The sequence below is a fragment of the Chryseobacterium takakiae genome (genome assembly GCF_900129385.1).
GTDB classification, from domain to species: domain Bacteria; phylum Bacteroidota; class Bacteroidia; order Flavobacteriales; family Weeksellaceae; genus Chryseobacterium; species Chryseobacterium takakiae.
The window spans coordinates 15,610-34,015 of record NZ_FQVO01000014.1; the positions used below are offsets into that span (position 1 = coordinate 15,610).

14 protein-coding genes are annotated in these 18,406 nt (G+C 37.9%); 8 read left to right on the forward strand and 6 right to left on the reverse strand.

All coding sequences use genetic code 11. From position 1 onward, the window contains the following. The first annotated feature begins 70 nt into the window (after positions 1 to 70). The 8 genes from BUA76_RS15810 (at position 71) to BUA76_RS15845 (ending at position 12,986) form a co-directional block, all read left to right on the forward strand. A complete protein-coding gene (locus BUA76_RS15810; protein ID WP_072885764.1) occupies positions 71 to 901 on the forward strand; it encodes a CPBP family intramembrane glutamic endopeptidase in 831 nt (276 codons plus the stop codon). A gap of 257 nt (positions 902 to 1,158) precedes the next feature. Then, entirely contained in the window at positions 1,159 to 1,728 is a 570-nt protein-coding gene (gene rdgB, locus BUA76_RS15815) for an RdgB/HAM1 family non-canonical purine NTP pyrophosphatase (protein WP_228408498.1), read from the forward strand. 196 nt (positions 1,729 to 1,924) lie between these two features. Then, positions 1,925 to 2,839, forward strand: a complete 915-nt coding sequence (locus BUA76_RS15820) for a ribonuclease Z (RefSeq protein WP_072885766.1) — start codon at positions 1,925 to 1,927, stop codon at positions 2,837 to 2,839. Between the two features lie 8 nt (positions 2,840 to 2,847). Beyond that, a complete protein-coding gene (locus tag BUA76_RS15825; protein WP_072885820.1) occupies positions 2,848 to 3,618 on the forward strand; it encodes a TIGR02757 family protein in 771 nt (256 codons plus the stop codon). A 12-nt stretch (positions 3,619 to 3,630) separates the two neighbouring features. Then, a complete protein-coding gene (locus BUA76_RS15830) occupies positions 3,631 to 4,161 on the forward strand; it encodes a DUF1003 domain-containing protein (RefSeq protein ID WP_072885767.1) in 531 nt (176 codons plus the stop codon). 192 nt (positions 4,162 to 4,353) lie between these two features. After that, positions 4,354 to 6,729 (forward strand): choice-of-anchor L domain-containing protein, encoded by a 2,376-nt coding sequence (locus BUA76_RS15835; protein ID WP_072885768.1) that lies wholly within the window; start codon positions 4,354 to 4,356, stop codon positions 6,727 to 6,729. A 183-nt stretch (positions 6,730 to 6,912) separates the two neighbouring features. Next, positions 6,913 to 10,494 carry a choice-of-anchor L domain-containing protein gene (locus BUA76_RS15840; RefSeq protein ID WP_072885769.1) on the forward strand — a complete coding sequence of 1,194 codons (3,582 nt, stop codon included), beginning with the start codon at positions 6,913 to 6,915 and terminating at the stop codon, positions 10,492 to 10,494. Positions 10,495 to 10,613: 119 nt separating this feature from the next. Next, a complete protein-coding gene (locus BUA76_RS15845; RefSeq protein ID WP_072885770.1) occupies positions 10,614 to 12,986 on the forward strand; it encodes a choice-of-anchor L domain-containing protein in 2,373 nt (790 codons plus the stop codon). Positions 12,987 to 13,067: 81 nt separating this feature from the next. On the opposite strand, the gene BUA76_RS15850 is transcribed toward BUA76_RS15845, so the two are convergent. The 6 genes from BUA76_RS15850 to BUA76_RS15870 form a co-directional block, all read right to left on the reverse strand. Beyond that, entirely contained in the window at positions 13,068 to 14,153 is a 1,086-nt protein-coding gene (locus BUA76_RS15850) for a nucleotidyltransferase domain-containing protein (RefSeq protein WP_072885771.1), read from the reverse strand. Positions 14,154 to 14,202: 49 nt separating this feature from the next. Next, on the reverse strand, positions 14,203 to 14,634 hold the full coding sequence (locus BUA76_RS15855) for an ATP-grasp domain-containing protein (RefSeq protein WP_083573249.1): 432 nt from the start codon (positions 14,632 to 14,634) through the stop codon (positions 14,203 to 14,205). Between the two features lie 96 nt (positions 14,635 to 14,730). Further along, a complete protein-coding gene (locus tag BUA76_RS19295) occupies positions 14,731 to 14,904 on the reverse strand; it encodes a hypothetical protein (protein WP_178337350.1) in 174 nt (57 codons plus the stop codon). 22 nt (positions 14,905 to 14,926) lie between these two features. After that, on the reverse strand, positions 14,927 to 15,568 hold the full coding sequence (locus tag BUA76_RS15860) for a hypothetical protein (protein WP_072885773.1): 642 nt from the start codon (positions 15,566 to 15,568) through the stop codon (positions 14,927 to 14,929). A 12-nt stretch (positions 15,569 to 15,580) separates the two neighbouring features. After that, on the reverse strand, positions 15,581 to 16,330 hold the full coding sequence (locus BUA76_RS15865; protein WP_072885774.1) for a nucleotidyltransferase domain-containing protein: 750 nt from the start codon (positions 16,328 to 16,330) through the stop codon (positions 15,581 to 15,583). Positions 16,331 to 16,619: 289 nt separating this feature from the next. After that, a complete protein-coding gene (locus tag BUA76_RS15870) occupies positions 16,620 to 18,371 on the reverse strand; it encodes a hypothetical protein (protein WP_072885775.1) in 1,752 nt (583 codons plus the stop codon). Positions 18,372 to 18,406 lie beyond the last annotated feature (35 nt).

The following is an 18,406-nucleotide window of genomic DNA, read 5'->3' on the forward strand; positions in this document are numbered from 1 at the left end:
TTCATTATTCAAACAATAAAGAAACTTCTCAAAAACTTTTATATTTGCCCGATAAATCTGAGCATACAATATGGAAAACAGCAGGTATCCGAAATTTACATTTACATGGATAGGAGGACTTGTCCTCGTGGCCGGATTTTTTATAGGAAACATGGCCGTGGCATTTTTTAATGTCTTCTGGATGTTTGCTTTTAAAGAAAATCTGCAGTATAAAGAGTGGTTTTTGATGCTGCTCAATGCAGGCGGATTTCTTACCGCTATTGCTTTTTTTGATTTTTTTATTGTAAGACCAAATACCGGTAAAAAACTGAATTTCAATTTTTCACCCACTAATTTTTACACCTATTTATTGATTTTTCCTATGATGTTCGGGATGATGCTCATCGCGGAATTTATCACCTCACAAATACCTACAACAGGACCTTTTTTCGGGAAATATTATGACTTTTTCATCAAACTGATGGAACAGCTCACGGACGATCCGGTAGTAATGATCATCACCGCGGTGATTTGTGCACCGATATTTGAAGAAATTGTTTTCCGCGGAATTATCCAGAAAGGATTGATCAATAAAGGAGTAAAGCCGGTGAATGCGATTCTTATGGCATCCGTTATTTTCGGTTTGGTTCATGGGAATCCATGGCAGTTTGTAGGAGCTGTTTTATTGGGCTGTGTTTTGGGGCTGGTATATTACAAAACCAAATCTTTATTGTTGCCAATGTTGCTGCATGGTTTCAATAATTTATGTTCCACCATATTGATTGTTTACACAAAAAATGAAAGCTTCGCAGATGCTTTTAAAATCCCGGAATGGATGATCCTTGCCGGTGGAATTATACTTTTTTCAGTATTTTATTATCTTTTTACAAGGAAATATAAAGTACATTATTCTGAGATTTAAATAGAAACATATTTTGTTTAGAACTTTCTTAATTTTCTAAATTAAAATAAACTTTGTTTATTCTTAAGTTTAATAGTAAGAATTTCAATGGGTTAATAGGATTCTGATTAGGTGATAATAAGTTGGCTTTATTAAGTCTTTGACCTAAAAAGCTTAATTTCTTAATGAAAATAAATTATAAAATTTAAACAGGCTTTACGTATTCACAAAATATTTATGTATCTAAGCTTAACAATAAAAATAAAATGAACAAGGAAATGGAGTTACTGGTAGCAACCCACAACATACACAAGAAAGAAGAAATCCAACAGATTCTGGGAGATCGCTTTATCGTAAAAAGTCTTACGGATTACAATATTCACGAAGAAATTGTGGAAGACGGTGATTCTTTCAATGCCAATGCTCTGATTAAGGCTAAATATTGCTTTGAAAAAACAGGCATTCCAAGTCTGGGAGACGACAGCGGTCTTGTTGTAGAATCTTTGGATGGAAGACCAGGAATATTTTCCGCGCGCTATGCAGGCGATCATGATTTTGCCAAAAATATCGAAAAAGTATTGGCCGAAATGGAAGGTGTTGAAAACAGAAAAGCATACTTCATCACCGTTTTATGCTATTATGATGAAAACGGAGCAAAATATTTTGACGGGAGAGTGCATGGAAACTTATTGAATGAAAATAAAGGTTTCAAAGGTTTCGGCTATGATCCGATCTTCGTTCCTGAAGGATACGATAAAACCTTTGCAGAAATGGACCCTCAAGATAAAAACAAAATCAGCCACAGAAAGCAGGCGCTGGATCTGTTCCTTGATTTTCTGAAAGATTAATAGACTAAGGTTGAGGTGAAGAATAAGATTATTAAAATGTAGATCAATTTTAAATGAATACTGCTAAAAAAGAGATCATACTTCTTCTTAGCTATTTTAATATATTTATTTAATCTTAACCTCAGCCATAGACTCAGTCTCAAGCTCAATCTTAAGCCTAAATTCCGTACATTTGTCTGTATAATAAACGATAGATTTGAGTACTTATTTAACGATATTAGGCTTTAACTCAGCAATTCCTACCATTAATTCTTCTCCTACCGCACAATTCCTGGAAATGGAAGAGCGGTCTTTTCTGATCGACTGCGGCGAAGGAACGCAGGTACAGCTGAGAAAAGCAAAAGCGAAATTTTCAAGGATTAATCATATTTTCATTTCCCATCTTCACGGAGACCACTGTTTCGGACTTCCGGGACTTATTGCTTCATTCCGTCTTTTGGGAAGAGAAACACCGCTGCATGTGTACGGCCCGAAGGGAATAAAAAAAATGCTTGAAACCATCTTTACCATTACCGAAACACACCGTGGTTTTGAAGTGGTTTATCACGAACTGGATAAGGATTATTCCGAAAAAATTTATGAAGACAACAGGGTAGAGGTATATACCATTCCTCTTGACCACAGGATTTATTGCAACGGATATCTCTTTAAGGAAAAACCGAAAGAAAGACACCTGAATATGCAGGAAATTTCAAAATATAAAGAGATTGAAACCTGCGATTACCACAATATCAAGGCCGGAAAAGATTTTGTGCTGAGCGATGGATATGTTCTCAAAAATGAAATTCTAACCACAGATCCGGTTCCTCCGGTTTCTTACGCATTTTGCAGCGATACGCGCTATCTTGAAAATGTGATTCCTGTTATTAAAAACGTTAGCGTCCTTTATCATGAATCCACGTTTTTACATGATTTAAAGGATATGGCAGATTATACCGGACATACAACCGCACTGGAAGCGGCAATGATTGCCAGAAAGGCTGAAGTAGGAAAACTTATTTTAGGACACTTTTCCAACAGGTATGCAGATCTTACCGTATTCACTGATGAAGCGAGAACCATTTTCCCGAATACTTTCTTACCAAAAGCACTGGAGCCTGTGAAAATTTAAAATAAATGATGTTGAAATTTGAAGAACTGAAAATCTTTCTGGATGAAAAAGCAGATCAGTATAATCATCCGGATTTTATTGAGAATGACCCGATACAGATCCCACATCGGTTTACCCTTAAACAGGATATTGAAATAGCGGGTTTTCTGGCAGCAACGATCTCCTGGGGAAACCGGAAAGCAATCATAAAATCTGCTGAAAAAATGTTGGATATCATGGGAAATGCTCCTTATGATTTCGTATTGAATCATTCGGAAAAAGATTTAAAATCAATTGAAAATAAAAGCATTCACCGTACTTTTAATGGAGAAGATTTTGTGTATTTTATGAAGCAGTTTAGCAGGATTTACCATGAAAATCAAAGTCTTGAAAGCTTATTCAGACTCCACGAATCGGAAACCAGTTTTCTGCATTCTGTTGAACGGTTCAGAAGCAGTTTTTTAGGTGCTGAAAAACACAGGAGTCATAAACATGTAAGTTCGCCGTATAAAAATTCATCCACCAAAAGAATTATTATGTTTCTCCGTTGGATGGTGCGGAAGGATAAGCGTGGCGTAGATTTTGGTATCTGGGAAAATACAGGACAGCAATATCTTTCCATTCCGCTGGATGTACACACAGGAAATATTTCAAGGAAATTAGGGTTGATTTCAAGAACGCAGAACGACTGGAAAACGGTAGAAGAGCTGGATGCCGTAATCAGAAAGTTTAATGAGAATGATCCCGCAAAATATGATTTTGCATTGTTCGGGTTGGGAGTTACCAAAGAATTATTATAAAAGCAGAACATAATGAAAAAGTACGAAGAAAGAACTGAGGCTTTAGAAAAGATTGCCAACGGAATTACCTGGTGGATAGGTTCTATACCGTCTCTGATTGCACATACATTGTTTTTTATCATATCATTTGTTTTACCGCTGTTGGGTTTGGTGGAATTTGATAAAATGTTGCTGATTCTTACAACGGTAGTTTCTCTGGAAGCGATATATCTTGCTATCTTTATTCAGATGTCCGTAAATAAAAGCCATGAGAAAATTGAAGATATTCAGGAAGATATTGAGGATATCCAGGAAGATATTGAAGAAATTAGCGAAGATATAGAGGAAATCAGCGAAGATATTGAAGAAATTAATGAAGATATTGAAGATATTCAGGAAGATATTGAGGAAATTAATGAAGAAGATGAAGAAGACGATCACAGTGAGCGTGCAAGAAATGTAATGCTGAAAAGCAATGTAAGTTCAAATAAAAATGAAATCAAAGCGCTGAAGGATAAAATTCTGGAACTCCAGGATAAAATTAATGAGCTTAAAAATAAATGATTTAAATTTAGATTTATTCAAATAACTCTTACAAAAAGGCTAATAAAAAAATGTCTTTTTTTCATATTATTACAGATATATTATCTGATAAGTATGGATTTGATGAAATAGAATAGGTTTTTACTGCAATTATTTCATTTTTAATCAAATTTTAATCAAAAAAAATATTATTTTTGAACAAACAACAACAAAATGTTAAATTATAGATTGAAAAACTACTTCTTCTTTTTAGTGTTGCTTTTGGTTTCAGGTTCTGTTGCTGCTCAGCATGCATCAAGAAAAAATGGTAAAGTAAAATTAACTTCAGAAAGTATGAAAGCGGGCGCTTTTATTGATGTTAATGTTGCTCCTTACCCGGAATCATCTTATAACATTCAGCAGCTCGTTCAGCAGGTTCTCATCAACGGAACATCAAGCTGTGCAACACCGAATGTAAGCAATGTAACGGTAACACCTAACCATCCAGTGACTAATCCCGACAGGTTTTGGGGGTATTTTCATAAAGGAACAACCAATTTTCCTTTTGAAGATGGAATTGTTTTAACTACAGGCTATGCAAGACAAGCTGGTAATGCTGCAATTGCCGCCAATCTTGCAGGTCTCATTTCCGAAGGTGGTGATGCGGATCTTGCTGCTGCAACCAATACCAATATCTCCAATCAGCGTGATGCCGTGGCATTGGAATTTGATTTCGTACCCAACTCCAATCAGGTAAAGTTTAATTACATATTTGCTTCCGAGGAGTATACCGGAGGCTTTCCGTGTAATTATTCGGATGCATTTGCGTTGCTTATCAAGCCCGTAGCGGGAGGTGCTTACACAAATGTTGCCATTCTTCCGGGAGGAGCAGGTCCTGTAAGTGTTACGAATATACGTCCTGCAACCCAGTTTGGAGGTGGTGCACTTACCTGCGGTGCATTGAATCCTACTTATTTCGCAGGATATAACACAACAAGTATCGAAACCAATTACAACGGAAGGGTAGTGCCGTTAACTGCTATTGCGGATGTAACTCCGGGCGTTGCCTACCACTTTAAAATGGTTCTTGCAGATTATAATGATCAGACTTTAGATTCTGCCGTTTTTCTTGAAGGGGGTTCTTTTGATATAGGAATTAAAATTGTAGATGCTAATGGTGTTGTTTTGCCTGATACGGTAAACATGTGTGACAATACGCCACAGGTGTTAACAGCTTTGCTTACCGTATCTCCGGGAATGACTTTCCAATGGTATAAGGATGGCGTGGCAATCAATGGTGCTACCAATGTTTCTTATACAGCAACATCTCCGGGCGCTTACGAAGTGAAGGTTTCTGTACCGGGAAATCAATGTCCTGCTTCCGCAGTAATAACCATTGTTGGAGGAACTACTCCACCCGCACAAAATGCAACACTGAAGCTGTGTACAACTCCTTCGGTTTCTACATTTAATTTAAATGATGCAACACCTCTAATTACTACATCAACTACTGCTGTTGTACGTTATTATGTTAATCAGGCTGATGCGGTTGCACAAAATAATAATTTCCTGAATACTTCTGCAGTAAGCAGTTATAATGGTACTGACGGACAGGTATTGTACGTTGTTGTTTCCAACGGCGCTTTCTGTAGTAAAATGGTTACATTAACTCTAAGAAAAGAGGCAACACCAATTGCACAGCTTACGGCTACTAAAGTAAGATTGTGCGTGGGAGAATCTACAACTCTTACAGCAGCCAACGGTGCTACTTACGAATGGGTAGGAATGACGGGAACAGGAGCAACACAAACGGTTTCTCCAACTCAGACAACAACTTATTCTGTTTATGCTATCGGTGCACAAGGATGTAAATCACTTCAGCCGGCGTCTATTACGATAGAAGTAGTTCCTGCCATTACCTCAAATCTTTCCGGTGGAATGATCTGCCAAGGGGATGTAATCACTCTTGACGCAGGGTCCGGACCAAATTACAGCTATCTATGGAACACAGGAGATACGTCACAGACAATTTCTGTAGGAACTCCGGGAACCTATTCTGTAACAATTAATAACGGGGTTTGTTCAAAAATATTTACAACGCAGGTGATTCAGGCTATTATTCCTGAGATTATCAATGTAAATTATAATGAGAACGGAACCATGATCCTTACCGCAAGTAACCCAAGCAACGGAGCATTGGAATACTCAATAGATAATGGTCTTACCTGGCAAAACTCCAATACTTTCAGTAATGTGCCGAGAAATACCGTTGTTTCTATTAGAGTAAGAGTTAAAAAAACAAGCTGTGTTGGTTTCCTTCAGTATTTTACTTTTGTAATGCAGAATGTAATAACACCGAATGGAGATAATATCAATGATATCATCGATTTCAGAGGTGTGAATCAGAATAAAGATTTCAAGGCATCTATTTTTGACCGTTACGGAAAAGAAGTGTATAAAGCAAGCAGTCTTCAGCCATATTGGGACGGCTATTTCCAGGGGAAACGTCTGCCTACATCATCATATTGGTATCAGGTGAGTTTTGAAGATCCTGCAAGTAAAAAACCTGCATTGAAAACAGGATGGATCCTGCTTAAGAATATAGAATAATAATGAAATAATAATTTTTAAATATTCAAAGAAAGACCGACAATTTGTTGGTCTTTTTTTCGTTCTTTATAGTAATTGAATAAATATTGCAAAATCATAAGAATTGTATTACTAATAATGTAATTTGTTTTGAATTGATATTTAATCAAAAAAAATAGTATTTTTGTTTAAAATAATATAAAAATGTTAAATAGGAGGACAAGAAATTTACTTTTGGCTTTATTTTTAGTTTTTATGGGGTCTCTTGCATTTGCCCAGGATAGGCAAAGCAAAGTATTGGCTAAAAAACCGACGGCCGCAAGTATGAAGGCAGGGGTCTTTATTGATGTGAATGCTGCCGGTTATCCGGAATCGGCTTACAGTATTACGCAACTGGTAAAAGATGTACTTATCAGTGGCGGATCTACATGTTCGGCTGCCAATGTAAGCAATGTAGTTGTCTCTCCGAATCTTGCAGTAACCGATCAGAATAGAAGCTGGGGGTATTTTAATAAAGCAACTACCAACTTTCCCTTTGCCAAAGGTATTGTTCTGACTACCGGATACGCCAGAAAAGCCGGAAATACTTTTCAGGGAAACCTAAGTGACGGACTTGGTTCCGGAGGAGATATAGATCTTGCAACAGCTTTAAATGTAAACAATTTAAGTTTAAGGGACGCTACATATATAGAATTTGATTTTGTACCGGCTTCAACTAAAGTTACTTTCAGGTATTTGTTTGCCTCCAAAGAGTATCAGAGTAATTTTACATGCAATATTTCAGACGGGTTTGCACTGTTACTGAAAAAAGTAGGAGATCCTACCTATACCAATTTGGCACTACTTCCCAACGGTGATCCCGTAAGTGTTACCAATATTATCCCTGCAAACCTGCCTTGCGGACCTAAAAATGTTCAGTATTTTGCAGGAATCAATAACCCTCAGATTGAAACTAATTTTGACGGACGTACGATTCCCCTTACGGCAACGGCAACTGTAATTCCGGGACAGACTTATCATTTTAAAATGGTCCTGGCAGATTATCAGGATTCAAACTTTGACTCGGCTGTTTTTCTGGAAGCAGGATCTTTTGATATTGGCGTTCAGCTTCTCAACCCTGCCGGTGTGCAGCTGCCTTCATCCATCAATGTATGCGATAATGCACCACAGGTTCTTACAGCTTCGGTTCAGGGAGGTGGCGCAACTTACCAGTGGTTATTGGGAACGAATCCTATTCCGGGAGCAACAAGTGCCTCATATACGGCAACACAGCCCGGATTATATACAGTTCAGGTCTTTTTACCGGGAAATACATGTCCGGGAACAGCTTCGGTAAATATAGTGGGCGGAACTTCACCAACTGTACAGAATGCTACGTTAACGGCTTGTTATACACAGGGTAACGCAACATTCAACCTTACCTCTGCGCAAACTTCAATAAGTACGACACCCGGAGCAACTTTCAGTTATTATATTAACCAGTCTGATGCCTTAGCCGGGAATGGTAACACGATCGCAAATCCAACGGTTTTCCAGAGTGCCGGACAAACAGTTTACGTTCTGGTGAAAAATGGATTCTGTTCAAAAGTTGCAGAATTACAATTGATTAAAGCTCCTGAGATAACTGCCACGATAGCAACACCTGCTACATTAACCTGTACCAACTCGCAGGCCACACTGAATGCTTCCGGTTCAACTTATCCTGCGGGATCTACTTTCGCATGGACAACTGCAAACGGTAACATTGTGTCCGGAGCTAATACTCTTAATCCAGTAGTAAATACGGCAGGAACCTATACTTTAACCATTTCAAATACTTATCAGCCGGGAAACTTAACTTGTACGGCAACAGCAAACGTAACGGTAACTGGTGACAGCGCACCGCCGACAACAGGTTTAACGGCCTCTAAAATATTAATATGTTCCGGAGAATCTGTAACATTAACTGCATCCGGCGGAGTAACTTATAACTGGGTAGGCCTTCCCGGCAATGGAAATACACAAACCGTTTCACCAACTGCAAATACAACCTACACGGTTACGGCAGTCGGAGCAAATGGATGCGTATCTCAGACACCGGCAACGATTACAATACAGGTCTCTCAGCCGATTGCAGTTCAGAATGCTACTTTATTAAAATGTTATCAGGCCGGTGGAATCAATTATGATTTAACACAGGCACAAACGCAGATAACCACTGCTCCTGGTGTTACATTCTCATATTATCTGAATGTTTCCGATGCCAATGCAGGGAATATGAATACAATAGCCAATCCGGCATCGTTTAACAGTACAGGAAATCAGACAATTTATGTGCTGGTTATAAGTGGAGGATGCAGATATGTTGTAAATTTACAGTTACTGGCAACTCCTGAAACAACTTTAACAATAGCTCAGCCTCAGCAGATTACCTGTAATACACCACAAGTTACACTTAATGCTTCTGCTTCTGTAATTCCGGCAGGTTCTACTATTGCATGGACTGCAGCCGGCGGAGGAAATATTGTTTCCGGAGCCAATACATTAACTCCTATTGTTAATGCAGGAGGAACCTATACATTAACGGTGACCAATGTAAATCAGCCAGGAAATTTAAACTGTACTTACACTTCCAATGTTACAGTTACGCAGAATACTACGCTTCCGGTAGCAACAGTAACAGCACCTGTACAACAAATCTGTCCGGGTGAATCTGTTACCTTAACGGCAACCGGAGGGGCTACCTATAACTGGGTTAATCTTACAGGGAATGGAAATACCCAAGTCGTTTCTCCTGCCAACACTACTGTATACCAGGTTTTTGCGGTAGGTGCAAATGGATGTATCTCTGCCAATCCTGCGACCATTACAATCGTAGTGGGGCCACCTGTGGCGATACTGGCAGCATCAAAATCTAAAATTTGTGTGGGAGAATCAGTTACATTAACAGCTACAGGTGGTGTTACCTATGAATGGGTAGGTTTACCGGGTAACGGAAGTACTCAGGTTGTTTCTCCTACAGCTACCACCACGTATTCTGTTTTTGCTTTAGGTGGAAACGGATGCAAAGTGGCAACTCCTACATCCATTACCATTGAAGTTGTACCTGCTATTGAGTCAACACTAAAGGATGTGTACGCATGTGCCGGTGACTCCGGAATTCTGGATGCGGGTTCAGGTCCAAATTATACGTACCTCTGGAATACGGGGGCAACTACCCAAACTATTTCTGTAAATACTCCTGGAACGTATTCCGTAACGATCAACAATGGTACGTGCTCCAAAGTATTCAGTGCTCAATTAATCAATCCAACACTCCCGCAGTTTACAAACGTTACCTACGAAAATCATGTGTTAACCATATCAGCAACAAATCCTACAGGAGGAGAGCTTGAATATTCTTCAAACGGAGGAGTGACATGGCAGGCTTCCAACATATTTTACAATATGCTGGATAATAATAATTACAGCCTTATGGTTCGTGTGAAAGATGCGAAATGCGGTACTACATTATCCTTCTTTACTTTTGTAGTGATAAACGCTATTACTCCTAATTCCGATGGTAAAAATGATACTGTAGATTTTTCCGGAATCAGCAAGTATAATAATTTTGCAGCCTCTATATTTGACAGGTACGGACAGGAGGTATTTAAAGCAAGTAAAAATGAAACAAGCTGGCACGGATTACTTAGGGGAAGTCTTATACTTCCAACTGCTACCTATTGGTATCGGGTACAATGGGAAAACCCTGCCAGTAAGAAACTTGAGCAGCGCAGTGGATGGATTTTGTTAAAAAACAGAAATTAATAGTTATAAATATAATAAACCTCTCAATTTGGGAGGTTTATTTGTTTTTTTGATAGAAAAAAGTTAAATTAGTATATTTATTTATAAAAAAAAATTAAATTTGTTGAAACAATTTATTTATGAAGAGATACCTACTATTGTTTTCCTTATTCGCGGTCTCGTCGTCGAGTCTCTTTTATTCACAACATATTACTCCGAGAAAACCTCAGAAAGAAAAAGCATCTAATTTAACAATGAAAGCTGGTGCTTTTATTGATGTAAATGCTGCGGGATATGCACCTACCGATTACACCCCTTTACAATTGGTAAAAGATATACTGATTTCTTCAGGAACAAATTCTTGTGTAACACCAACTGTATCCAATGTTCAGGTAAGCCCGAATTTACCGGCAGGTAATGTTCAGAGATCCTGGGGTTACTTTCACAAAGGAACAACCAATTTTCCTTTTAAAGATGGTATTGTGCTTACTACGGGTTATGCAAATAAAGCAGGAAATAGCTATATAGACACTACTTTAGGAGATGATTTACCTACCGGAAGTGATCCGGATCTAGTGGCTGCTACAAATCCAACAGCAACGCTCAATGACGCTGTTATTTTGGAATTTGATTTCGTTCCGACCTCTTCTCAGGTGAAGTTCAATTATTTATTTGCTTCCGAGGAATATACAGGATCGTTTCCTTGTAGTTTTTCTGATGCTTTCGCATTATTGTTAAGACCAACAGCAGGGGGACCTTATGTGAATATGGCGGTATTGCCAGCTCCGGGAACAGGACCGGTGAGCGTTACCAATATTCACCCACAAAACAGTTTTGCTGGATTTGATATGGGATGCGGAGCACCGAATGTTGCTTTTTTCGGAGGATATAATACCACAAATATTGAAACCAACTTTAATGGTAGAACAGTGCCATTACAGGCAACGGCAACAGTCGTTCCGGGACAGTCTTACCACTTTAAGATGGTTTTAGCAGATGCGATAGACAGCAGCTATGATTCTGCGGTATTTCTGGAAGGAGGATCATTTAATATCGGTGTTGAATTATTAGATCCTAATGGAGGAACCCTACCGGAAGAAATCAATGTATGTAATAATGCTCCTCAGGTAATTACGGCTTCTGTTAATGACCCGAACATGAACTACCAGTGGTTCTTTAACGGTGTTGCCATCCAAGGAGCAACCACTCCTACGATTACTGCTACACAGCCGGGAAGTTATGAAATTCAGGTAACATTCCCAGGGAATCCTTGCCCTGGAAAAGCAAGTATTAAAATTAACGGGGGAGCAACCCCTTCGGCAGTTGATGCATCATTGTTATTATGTTCAACTCCTGATGTTACCTGGTTTGACCTGACAGATGCTATGCCGTCCATCAGTACAACTCCGGGTGCAGTATTCCATTTTTACGAAGATCAGGCAGACGCACTGGCGCAGAATAATGATTATATTCAGGATGTTCTACATTATACTGGCAATGACGGACAGACCCTTTATGTCGTTGTTTCCAATGGAAGTTTCTGTAGTACCATGGTTGAGTTAACATTATTGAAAGAAACAAGACCAACTGTAAGCTTAGTAGCATCGAAACTTAAAGTTTGTCCGGGATCAACCGTAGAACTTACTGCAACAGGTGGATCTACTTATGAATGGGCTAATTTCCAGGGAACAGGAAGTGTACAAACGGCAACGGTTTATAATACAACAACTTTTTCAGTATATGCTTTAGGAGCAAAAGGATGTCAGTCTTCATTACCGGCTAAAGTAACGGTAGAAGTAGTACCGGAGCTTACGTCTCCACTAAGAGATGTGGAAATGTGTCAGGGTGACAGAATTACTCTTGATGCAGGAGCAGGACCAAACTACAGTTACCTATGGAGCACCGGTGAAGTTACACAGACTATTAACGTAGATAACTGGGGCGTTTATACGGTGAAAATCGATAACGGATATTGTGAAAAAACTTTCACGGTTAATGTAATGGGTGCAGCATCTCCATTTGTTTCGAATGTTGATTACAGCAACAATACCTTAACCATTACGGCAGAAGTTCCAACGATCAATAATATCCCTCAAACAGCAGAATATTCTATCGACGGTGGTATCTCTTGGCAGGATTCTAATGTATTCACCAACGTTCAGGACAATACAACGTATAACATCCAGGTGAGATCCGTAGGAACACATTGTGTGGGAGCGTTGGAATTCTTTACTTTCCAGGTGAAAAATATTATCACTCCGAATGATGACGGTATCAACGATACGCTTGATCTTACAGCACTTGGAGGTTTCAACAACTTTACAGGATCTATCTATGATCGTTATGGTTCTGAAATGTTCAGGTTCTCAAAAGAAAATCCGATCTGGAACGGTACCGTTGGTGGTAAAAAATTACCGACTGCAACGTACTGGTATAAATTCAACTTCCAGTATCCTAAAACAAAATCCACGATGAGCCAGTCCGGATGGATTATGCTTAAAAACAGAGAATAATATCAGCTGATAGGTTTCAAATAAAGAGTCCCCGAAAAGTTTAACTTTCCGGGGATTTTTATTAACAGCATTAAAATAAAGTTATTGTTTTATATAAAGTGCTTCCCGGATTTCTGTCAGTGTTTTTGTTGTCTTATGAACATCAGGAAAGTCCGGAAGTTTCGAGCCTGAATAATGAAATTCTATTGATCTGATAAGATCTTCCGCTTTTTTCATAATGGCATCGTATGTCCGGTTTCCGGCTTTAATGTCCAACAGTTCATCACGGTTTTGCACACGAATGTTCAGAGAACCGTTTTTAAAAATCTGCTCGCATGACTGGAGGAGGCGGATGGTATGCATCATGTTTTTACTGTCATAGTTTTGTCCATGCTGTTGGTTGACATTATATCGGTCTTCATTACGCTCGGAAACCCACTTCCAGTATTCGCGATAATCTTTGCAGTAGATGGAATAGGCATCGAGGTTACAAAATAAATAAGCAATAGGCTTTTCTTCTTTCGGGACTGATGAAACGGAAACCTGATTGGCATCTTCATTATGGATAATTCCTTTATACTGTAACTTTCCCGATTCATCATAAAAAAGCGCAAACATTCCTTTGGTATTGTCAATATTTACCAGGCCGCATTTTTCCTGTAATAAACCACCCCGTCCTTCGGAGGAGGGGAATTCCCGCAACCACTTTTTCAACGGAACGGAGCCCTGATCCTTTAAAATATAGCAAAAATCAAGAATTGATTTCCTTTCTTTATCAACAGGATTCAGTATTTTTTTGTTGAGTCCTTTTGCTTTTTTGATCTGTGAAATGGCATATCCTGCAAACGTATCTTTGCACAATTTCGACAGGAAATCTTCGGTTTTCAGGAGATCCATCAATGGATTTTTCTGCAAAATACAATCTTCCAGACTTGCCAGGATTTCGAGAATATTGGGATTGTTTTTCTGAAGAAGTTCTACAAATCTTCCGATTTCATAATAGGTGATGTCATTCGTTTCATTGGAAATCTGCGGAGTATAATTTAACCCAAAAAAATCTTCTTTCGGTAAATAATACATGCCTCGAATATCTGTATCGGAGTTTTCCGTAGCCAACCCGAAAGCACGGCTTCCGGAGATAGCTTCGAAAAGGATGAGGTTTTTGGCTTTTATGTCTTGGATGGTCATTTAAAATCTATATTTTAATTTTTGTGTTAGAACGGATTCCTGTAACTACCTAATTCTTAAAACAACTTTTCACAATCACCTCTAATGCTTTTTCCGCATCACACGTGTACAAATCGGAACACCAGGCTGGATTCGCTTCAATCAAAGCCCAGCCTTTTCCTTTGATGATCCCAAAATCCAGAACAATGGCTTTGGGAAGCGTTTCGCCATATTGCTGAATGAAATTTTCGAAAAAATCAAAAAGTTCTTTTTGCTCTGATCCGGAAAGCGGGCTGGTGTCAAAAGCATCATTTCGCCAATAAGAAGAATGGGTAATTAGTTGATTATTTAACACAAAACATCTTACTTCGAGTTCCCATTCTACCACTTCGGAAGTGAAAACCATGCTTTCCAGATCCAGCGTATCAAAACCTTTGATATTGGTGACTTTATCCATAACTCCGGCTTTAAAACTTTTAAAATCGGAACATTTGATGAAAATATTTTTTCATGTACGAAATCTTTAAGCTTTCCATAGGAAATTTTCCTTTTGGTAAATTCTTCCGAACTTTTGAAAGCCAATTGTCATCAGGTTTTGTTAAGGTAAGATGCATTGTTCGGCTACAATTTCAGCATAGATGTCTTCGCCATATACCGCAATTACATCCGCACCAAATTCTTCGGGAACATTCCATTTTGCATTAAATAGGCTCAACTCGTAGGGTGAATTGAGGGAAGCTTTTTTCAGATTGTTGCTGTCTTCCGTGTACATAGGAGAGAGGCGATGATGTTTTTCATGTAATTAATTTTTTTTCGATTAAATTACGAATTAAAAGATGATAGTTTTGTTCAGAAATACTATCAACAACAAGACTCCATTCGTTTGAGCTGTTGGTAGCATGTACAATATTTACATCGTTTTTCCATATAAGATTATATTTATCTGAACATTCATCTAAAAAATCATAATCAGACATATACTTTGAAAACGCTCCTAGATCAGAAATTTCATAGCTAAAAGCAGGGAGATTCTTATAATACTGATGCTTTTCAAAAAATGCCTGTTGTTCAATAAATGTTTCAAAATTTTCGTAATAAATATAAAAATCATACGAATCACAACCACAGTCTCTAACAGCAATCTCTCCATTTTCTGCAATATAAAAGCTGTCATTAATGGGAAAAAGAACTTGTCCTTCCCAATGGTAAGTGATAACTGTTTTATTTTCTTTTATTTGTTTTTGAGTAAAAATGTGAATAACAATATCCTGAATTTTAAGTCCGGCAAATTTATCCTGAAATTTTATAATTTCAGAAGAATTCTTGAGATGATAAAATCTTAAATGTTTTTCCAAAAGGTGCGAATCAATTTCATAATCTTTATTTTTTCCGGCTTTTTCAATGAACTTTATTGCTCTTTCAGATAGTTGCTTCATGATTACCTTGATTTATATTGCTAATATTTCCCTAAAAACCCGCTCCATCTCATTTTTATCCGCATTTCCTCCTTTCAGCTTTTTCGCTCTTTCTTCATTATCCAGTATTGTTTTTTCTAATAACCCGAAAAGTTCCCAATCATTCGGATGGTAATAGGATTCTCCTTTAGTCGCTTTTAAAGTTATTAAATTTTCTATTTTATTTCTCATAACATCATCAACTAAGACCAACAATTCACTGAACAGAACGGGAGGCACGGTTCCTTTTTCCAGGATCCATTTTCCGGTTAAGGCAGTGCGAAGGCAATAAAAATAAGATTTCAGTTTTACTTCATCATTTCTGCAGGCATCCAGGTATTTTTTGCTCATGCTCAGATAATGATATGAAACAGCTATCGGAGAAAAGCACTCATCTGCTAAAGGTTTGAACAGGTCATAAAATTCTTCATTTTTTACATAAATGATAGGAGAGTAGAACCAGCTCAGCAAAGCCGCATTCGATTTCAACAATAGATGAAAAGTTTTCCTGAGATCCCATCCGGAACCGTCAAGGTCGTCCTCGGTCATGAATTCTATGGTTTCGTCCTTATCCCAGGGAGAAAGATACCAGTCTTTTTTGTGTCTGTATATGAAGCGTATATCATAATCGCTGTCCGGAGAAGCAAATCCCCAAGCACGGCTTCCCGATTCTACGGCAAGAAGTATTTCAACACCGTGTTTTTCCTCGACTTCTTTTAGTTTTTCTAATATTTTTGGTGTCATGATTTTTTAAATTTGATACAAAATAAAAAACATCCTGCGCAATCTTTTTACGCAGGATTATTTTTTTCATGTTATACTTCTAGTAACGCAAAGTTTTTGCTAAAATCTCTTTACTCCTAAGGAGAAAAGCATGACGGTAAAGCCTTTGATGAAGCTTACGTATAGACATTCGTCTAATCAGATCAGCTTGCTGATCCATTCTATGCTCTCTTTGATAGATGCAGTAGAAAATGAGATTTTGCGTTACGTTCTTATGGTACAAATATCATGCAGATTTAGCCTGAATTAACTATGCGAAAATACTTGTAAAACTATTTTTCTCCAGACTTTCCAAAGAAAAATCAAAGTCAGCTTCTTCTTTATCAGAAACGATTTCGGCCCCCAATTCCGACATCAAAAAATTAAAGGATAGAGATTCGTACCATTGCTGATACAATGCGTTCGTCGCCATCAGGGAAATTTCCGTACTTCCTGAAACATGAGCGTGTCCCGCTCCGAAATTCAGCAATACGAAACACTGTTTTCCGTCTTTTGGCAACAACATTCCTAAAACGGTCTGCTTTTGTACAGAATTACATTTTGCTTCCGCAAAAAGGTTGTTCGGATTCATCATATAATCGTAAGAAACGGCATCGCCTTTTCCGATAATAATTTTGTATCCGCAGTCGCTGTTTCCATAGAAGACGTTGTTCATCACCAGAGTGGGAGCCATTAAACCTCTGTTCGCGTAAAGATATTCTACGGCACCGTTTGGCGCAGAAGTCATATCTCCCGAATACATCAATTGACCTGAATTTTGGTTATAAGCTGCATTCCATCCGATTTTTCCGGCAATATTTAATCCCGAAAGGTCAAGATCATAAGCTCCCCAAGCGTTGTCCCAGTAAATTCCTATAGCTAATCTTTCACCAAAGAATCTTGTTCCCGTCGGAATATTTCCTACAAACATCTTTTCAGAAGTCGGTAACGCAAATTCTACGTCTTTAGGGAAATAGAATTTTTTTCCTTCAAAATGATACTTTGATTTTAAATAATTTAAAATAAAATCATAGTTCAGTTCATTCACGGAAGTTGCAATTGATTTTTTCGTCCATGATTTCCCGTTTCGGATTCTGTACACAAAAGTATCCTGACCGTACATTCTTGAATAACAAGCCGATAAAGCTTTAAACAAAGCAAACGGAGTGGCATTTTCGAGCCAATGCAGATCGCTGTTTTCCAGTAACATATTGGTTGCGTTATTCAATGGGTTGGAAATTAATGGTTTGTGGTAAATTTTTGACAGTTTCGAAATTTTATTGATCGTTTTAGGTGATCTGTTTTTATAGGCTAAAAATAGAGGTTTAAAACGGTTGAAAATTTCCGCCATTTTTTCCAATCCGAAATTTTCAAAAAGATACGTCGGATTGAATTTGCTTTGCTTGATATCATTAATTAAATCGCCGTTTTTAATTAATAATGTTTCTCTTGTGGTTTTGTAGATCACATAACGCAAAAATTCAACATTATTTTCGGGATAAACATCGTAACGGTCAGCAATTTTTATAATCGCTTCCTTGTTTCTAATGTGTTCTTTTCCTGTGAAATCATATTCCAACTCGTGATGCAAAATATGCAGCAAGTCATCAATCGTTTCTTCTTTCAAAGCAATTCCTGATCTCAGAAGAGCAAGACATTTTTCCTGAAGTTCTTCTTCGGAATATGCTTTAATTACTTTGAAATTCAGCTTCAGATCCGGGATATTCAATACTTCATCCGGAATATAGTCTTCTCCCTGAAATTTACTTTCGTAGGTGGAAAAATAATGAAATATCTGCTCCATTAACAGTTCGAATCTTGTACTTTCTTTAATCTTCTGCCACGATTTATGGAAGGTTTTGTTGAGATCATTTCCATTCAGCTTTTCTTTAGCGTAGTAAGAAATAATTTCTTTTTTTGCCCACATTGCATGAGGTTCAATGATGAAGCCATCCTGTGAAATAAATACTTCGGCATCCAACTCTTTTGCCAGTACAGCGTTGAATAATTTTAATGTTTTCATTGTTTTTAGTTTAAAAAATAAGTGAGGAGTAAGAT

What these genes read in the sequence shown, in the direction of transcription:
- BUA76_RS15840 (WP_072885769.1), top strand. Translation starts at nt 6,913, where the DNA reads ATGTTAAATAGGAGGACAAGAAATTTACTTTTGGCTTTATTTTTAGTT.
- BUA76_RS15865 (WP_072885774.1), bottom strand. Translation starts at nt 16,330, where the DNA reads ATGACACCAAAAATATTAGAAAAACTAAAAGAAGTCGAGGAAAAACAC.
- BUA76_RS15810 (WP_072885764.1), top strand. Translation starts at nt 71, where the DNA reads ATGGAAAACAGCAGGTATCCGAAATTTACATTTACATGGATAGGAGGA.
- rdgB (WP_228408498.1), top strand. Translation starts at nt 1,159, where the DNA reads ATGGAGTTACTGGTAGCAACCCACAACATACACAAGAAAGAAGAAATC.
- BUA76_RS15825 (WP_072885820.1), top strand. Translation starts at nt 2,848, where the DNA reads ATGTTGAAATTTGAAGAACTGAAAATCTTTCTGGATGAAAAAGCAGAT.
- BUA76_RS15845 (WP_072885770.1), top strand. Translation starts at nt 10,614, where the DNA reads ATGAAGAGATACCTACTATTGTTTTCCTTATTCGCGGTCTCGTCGTCG.
- BUA76_RS15835 (WP_072885768.1), top strand. Translation starts at nt 4,354, where the DNA reads ATGTTAAATTATAGATTGAAAAACTACTTCTTCTTTTTAGTGTTGCTT.
- BUA76_RS15850 (WP_072885771.1), bottom strand. Translation starts at nt 14,153, where the DNA reads ATGACCATCCAAGACATAAAAGCCAAAAACCTCATCCTTTTCGAAGCT.
- BUA76_RS15830 (WP_072885767.1), top strand. Translation starts at nt 3,631, where the DNA reads ATGAAAAAGTACGAAGAAAGAACTGAGGCTTTAGAAAAGATTGCCAAC.
- BUA76_RS15860 (WP_072885773.1), bottom strand. Translation starts at nt 15,568, where the DNA reads ATGAAGCAACTATCTGAAAGAGCAATAAAGTTCATTGAAAAAGCCGGA.
- BUA76_RS15870 (WP_072885775.1), bottom strand. Translation starts at nt 18,371, where the DNA reads ATGAAAACATTAAAATTATTCAACGCTGTACTGGCAAAAGAGTTGGAT.
- BUA76_RS19295 (WP_178337350.1), bottom strand. Translation starts at nt 14,904, where the DNA reads ATGTACACGGAAGACAGCAACAATCTGAAAAAAGCTTCCCTCAATTCA.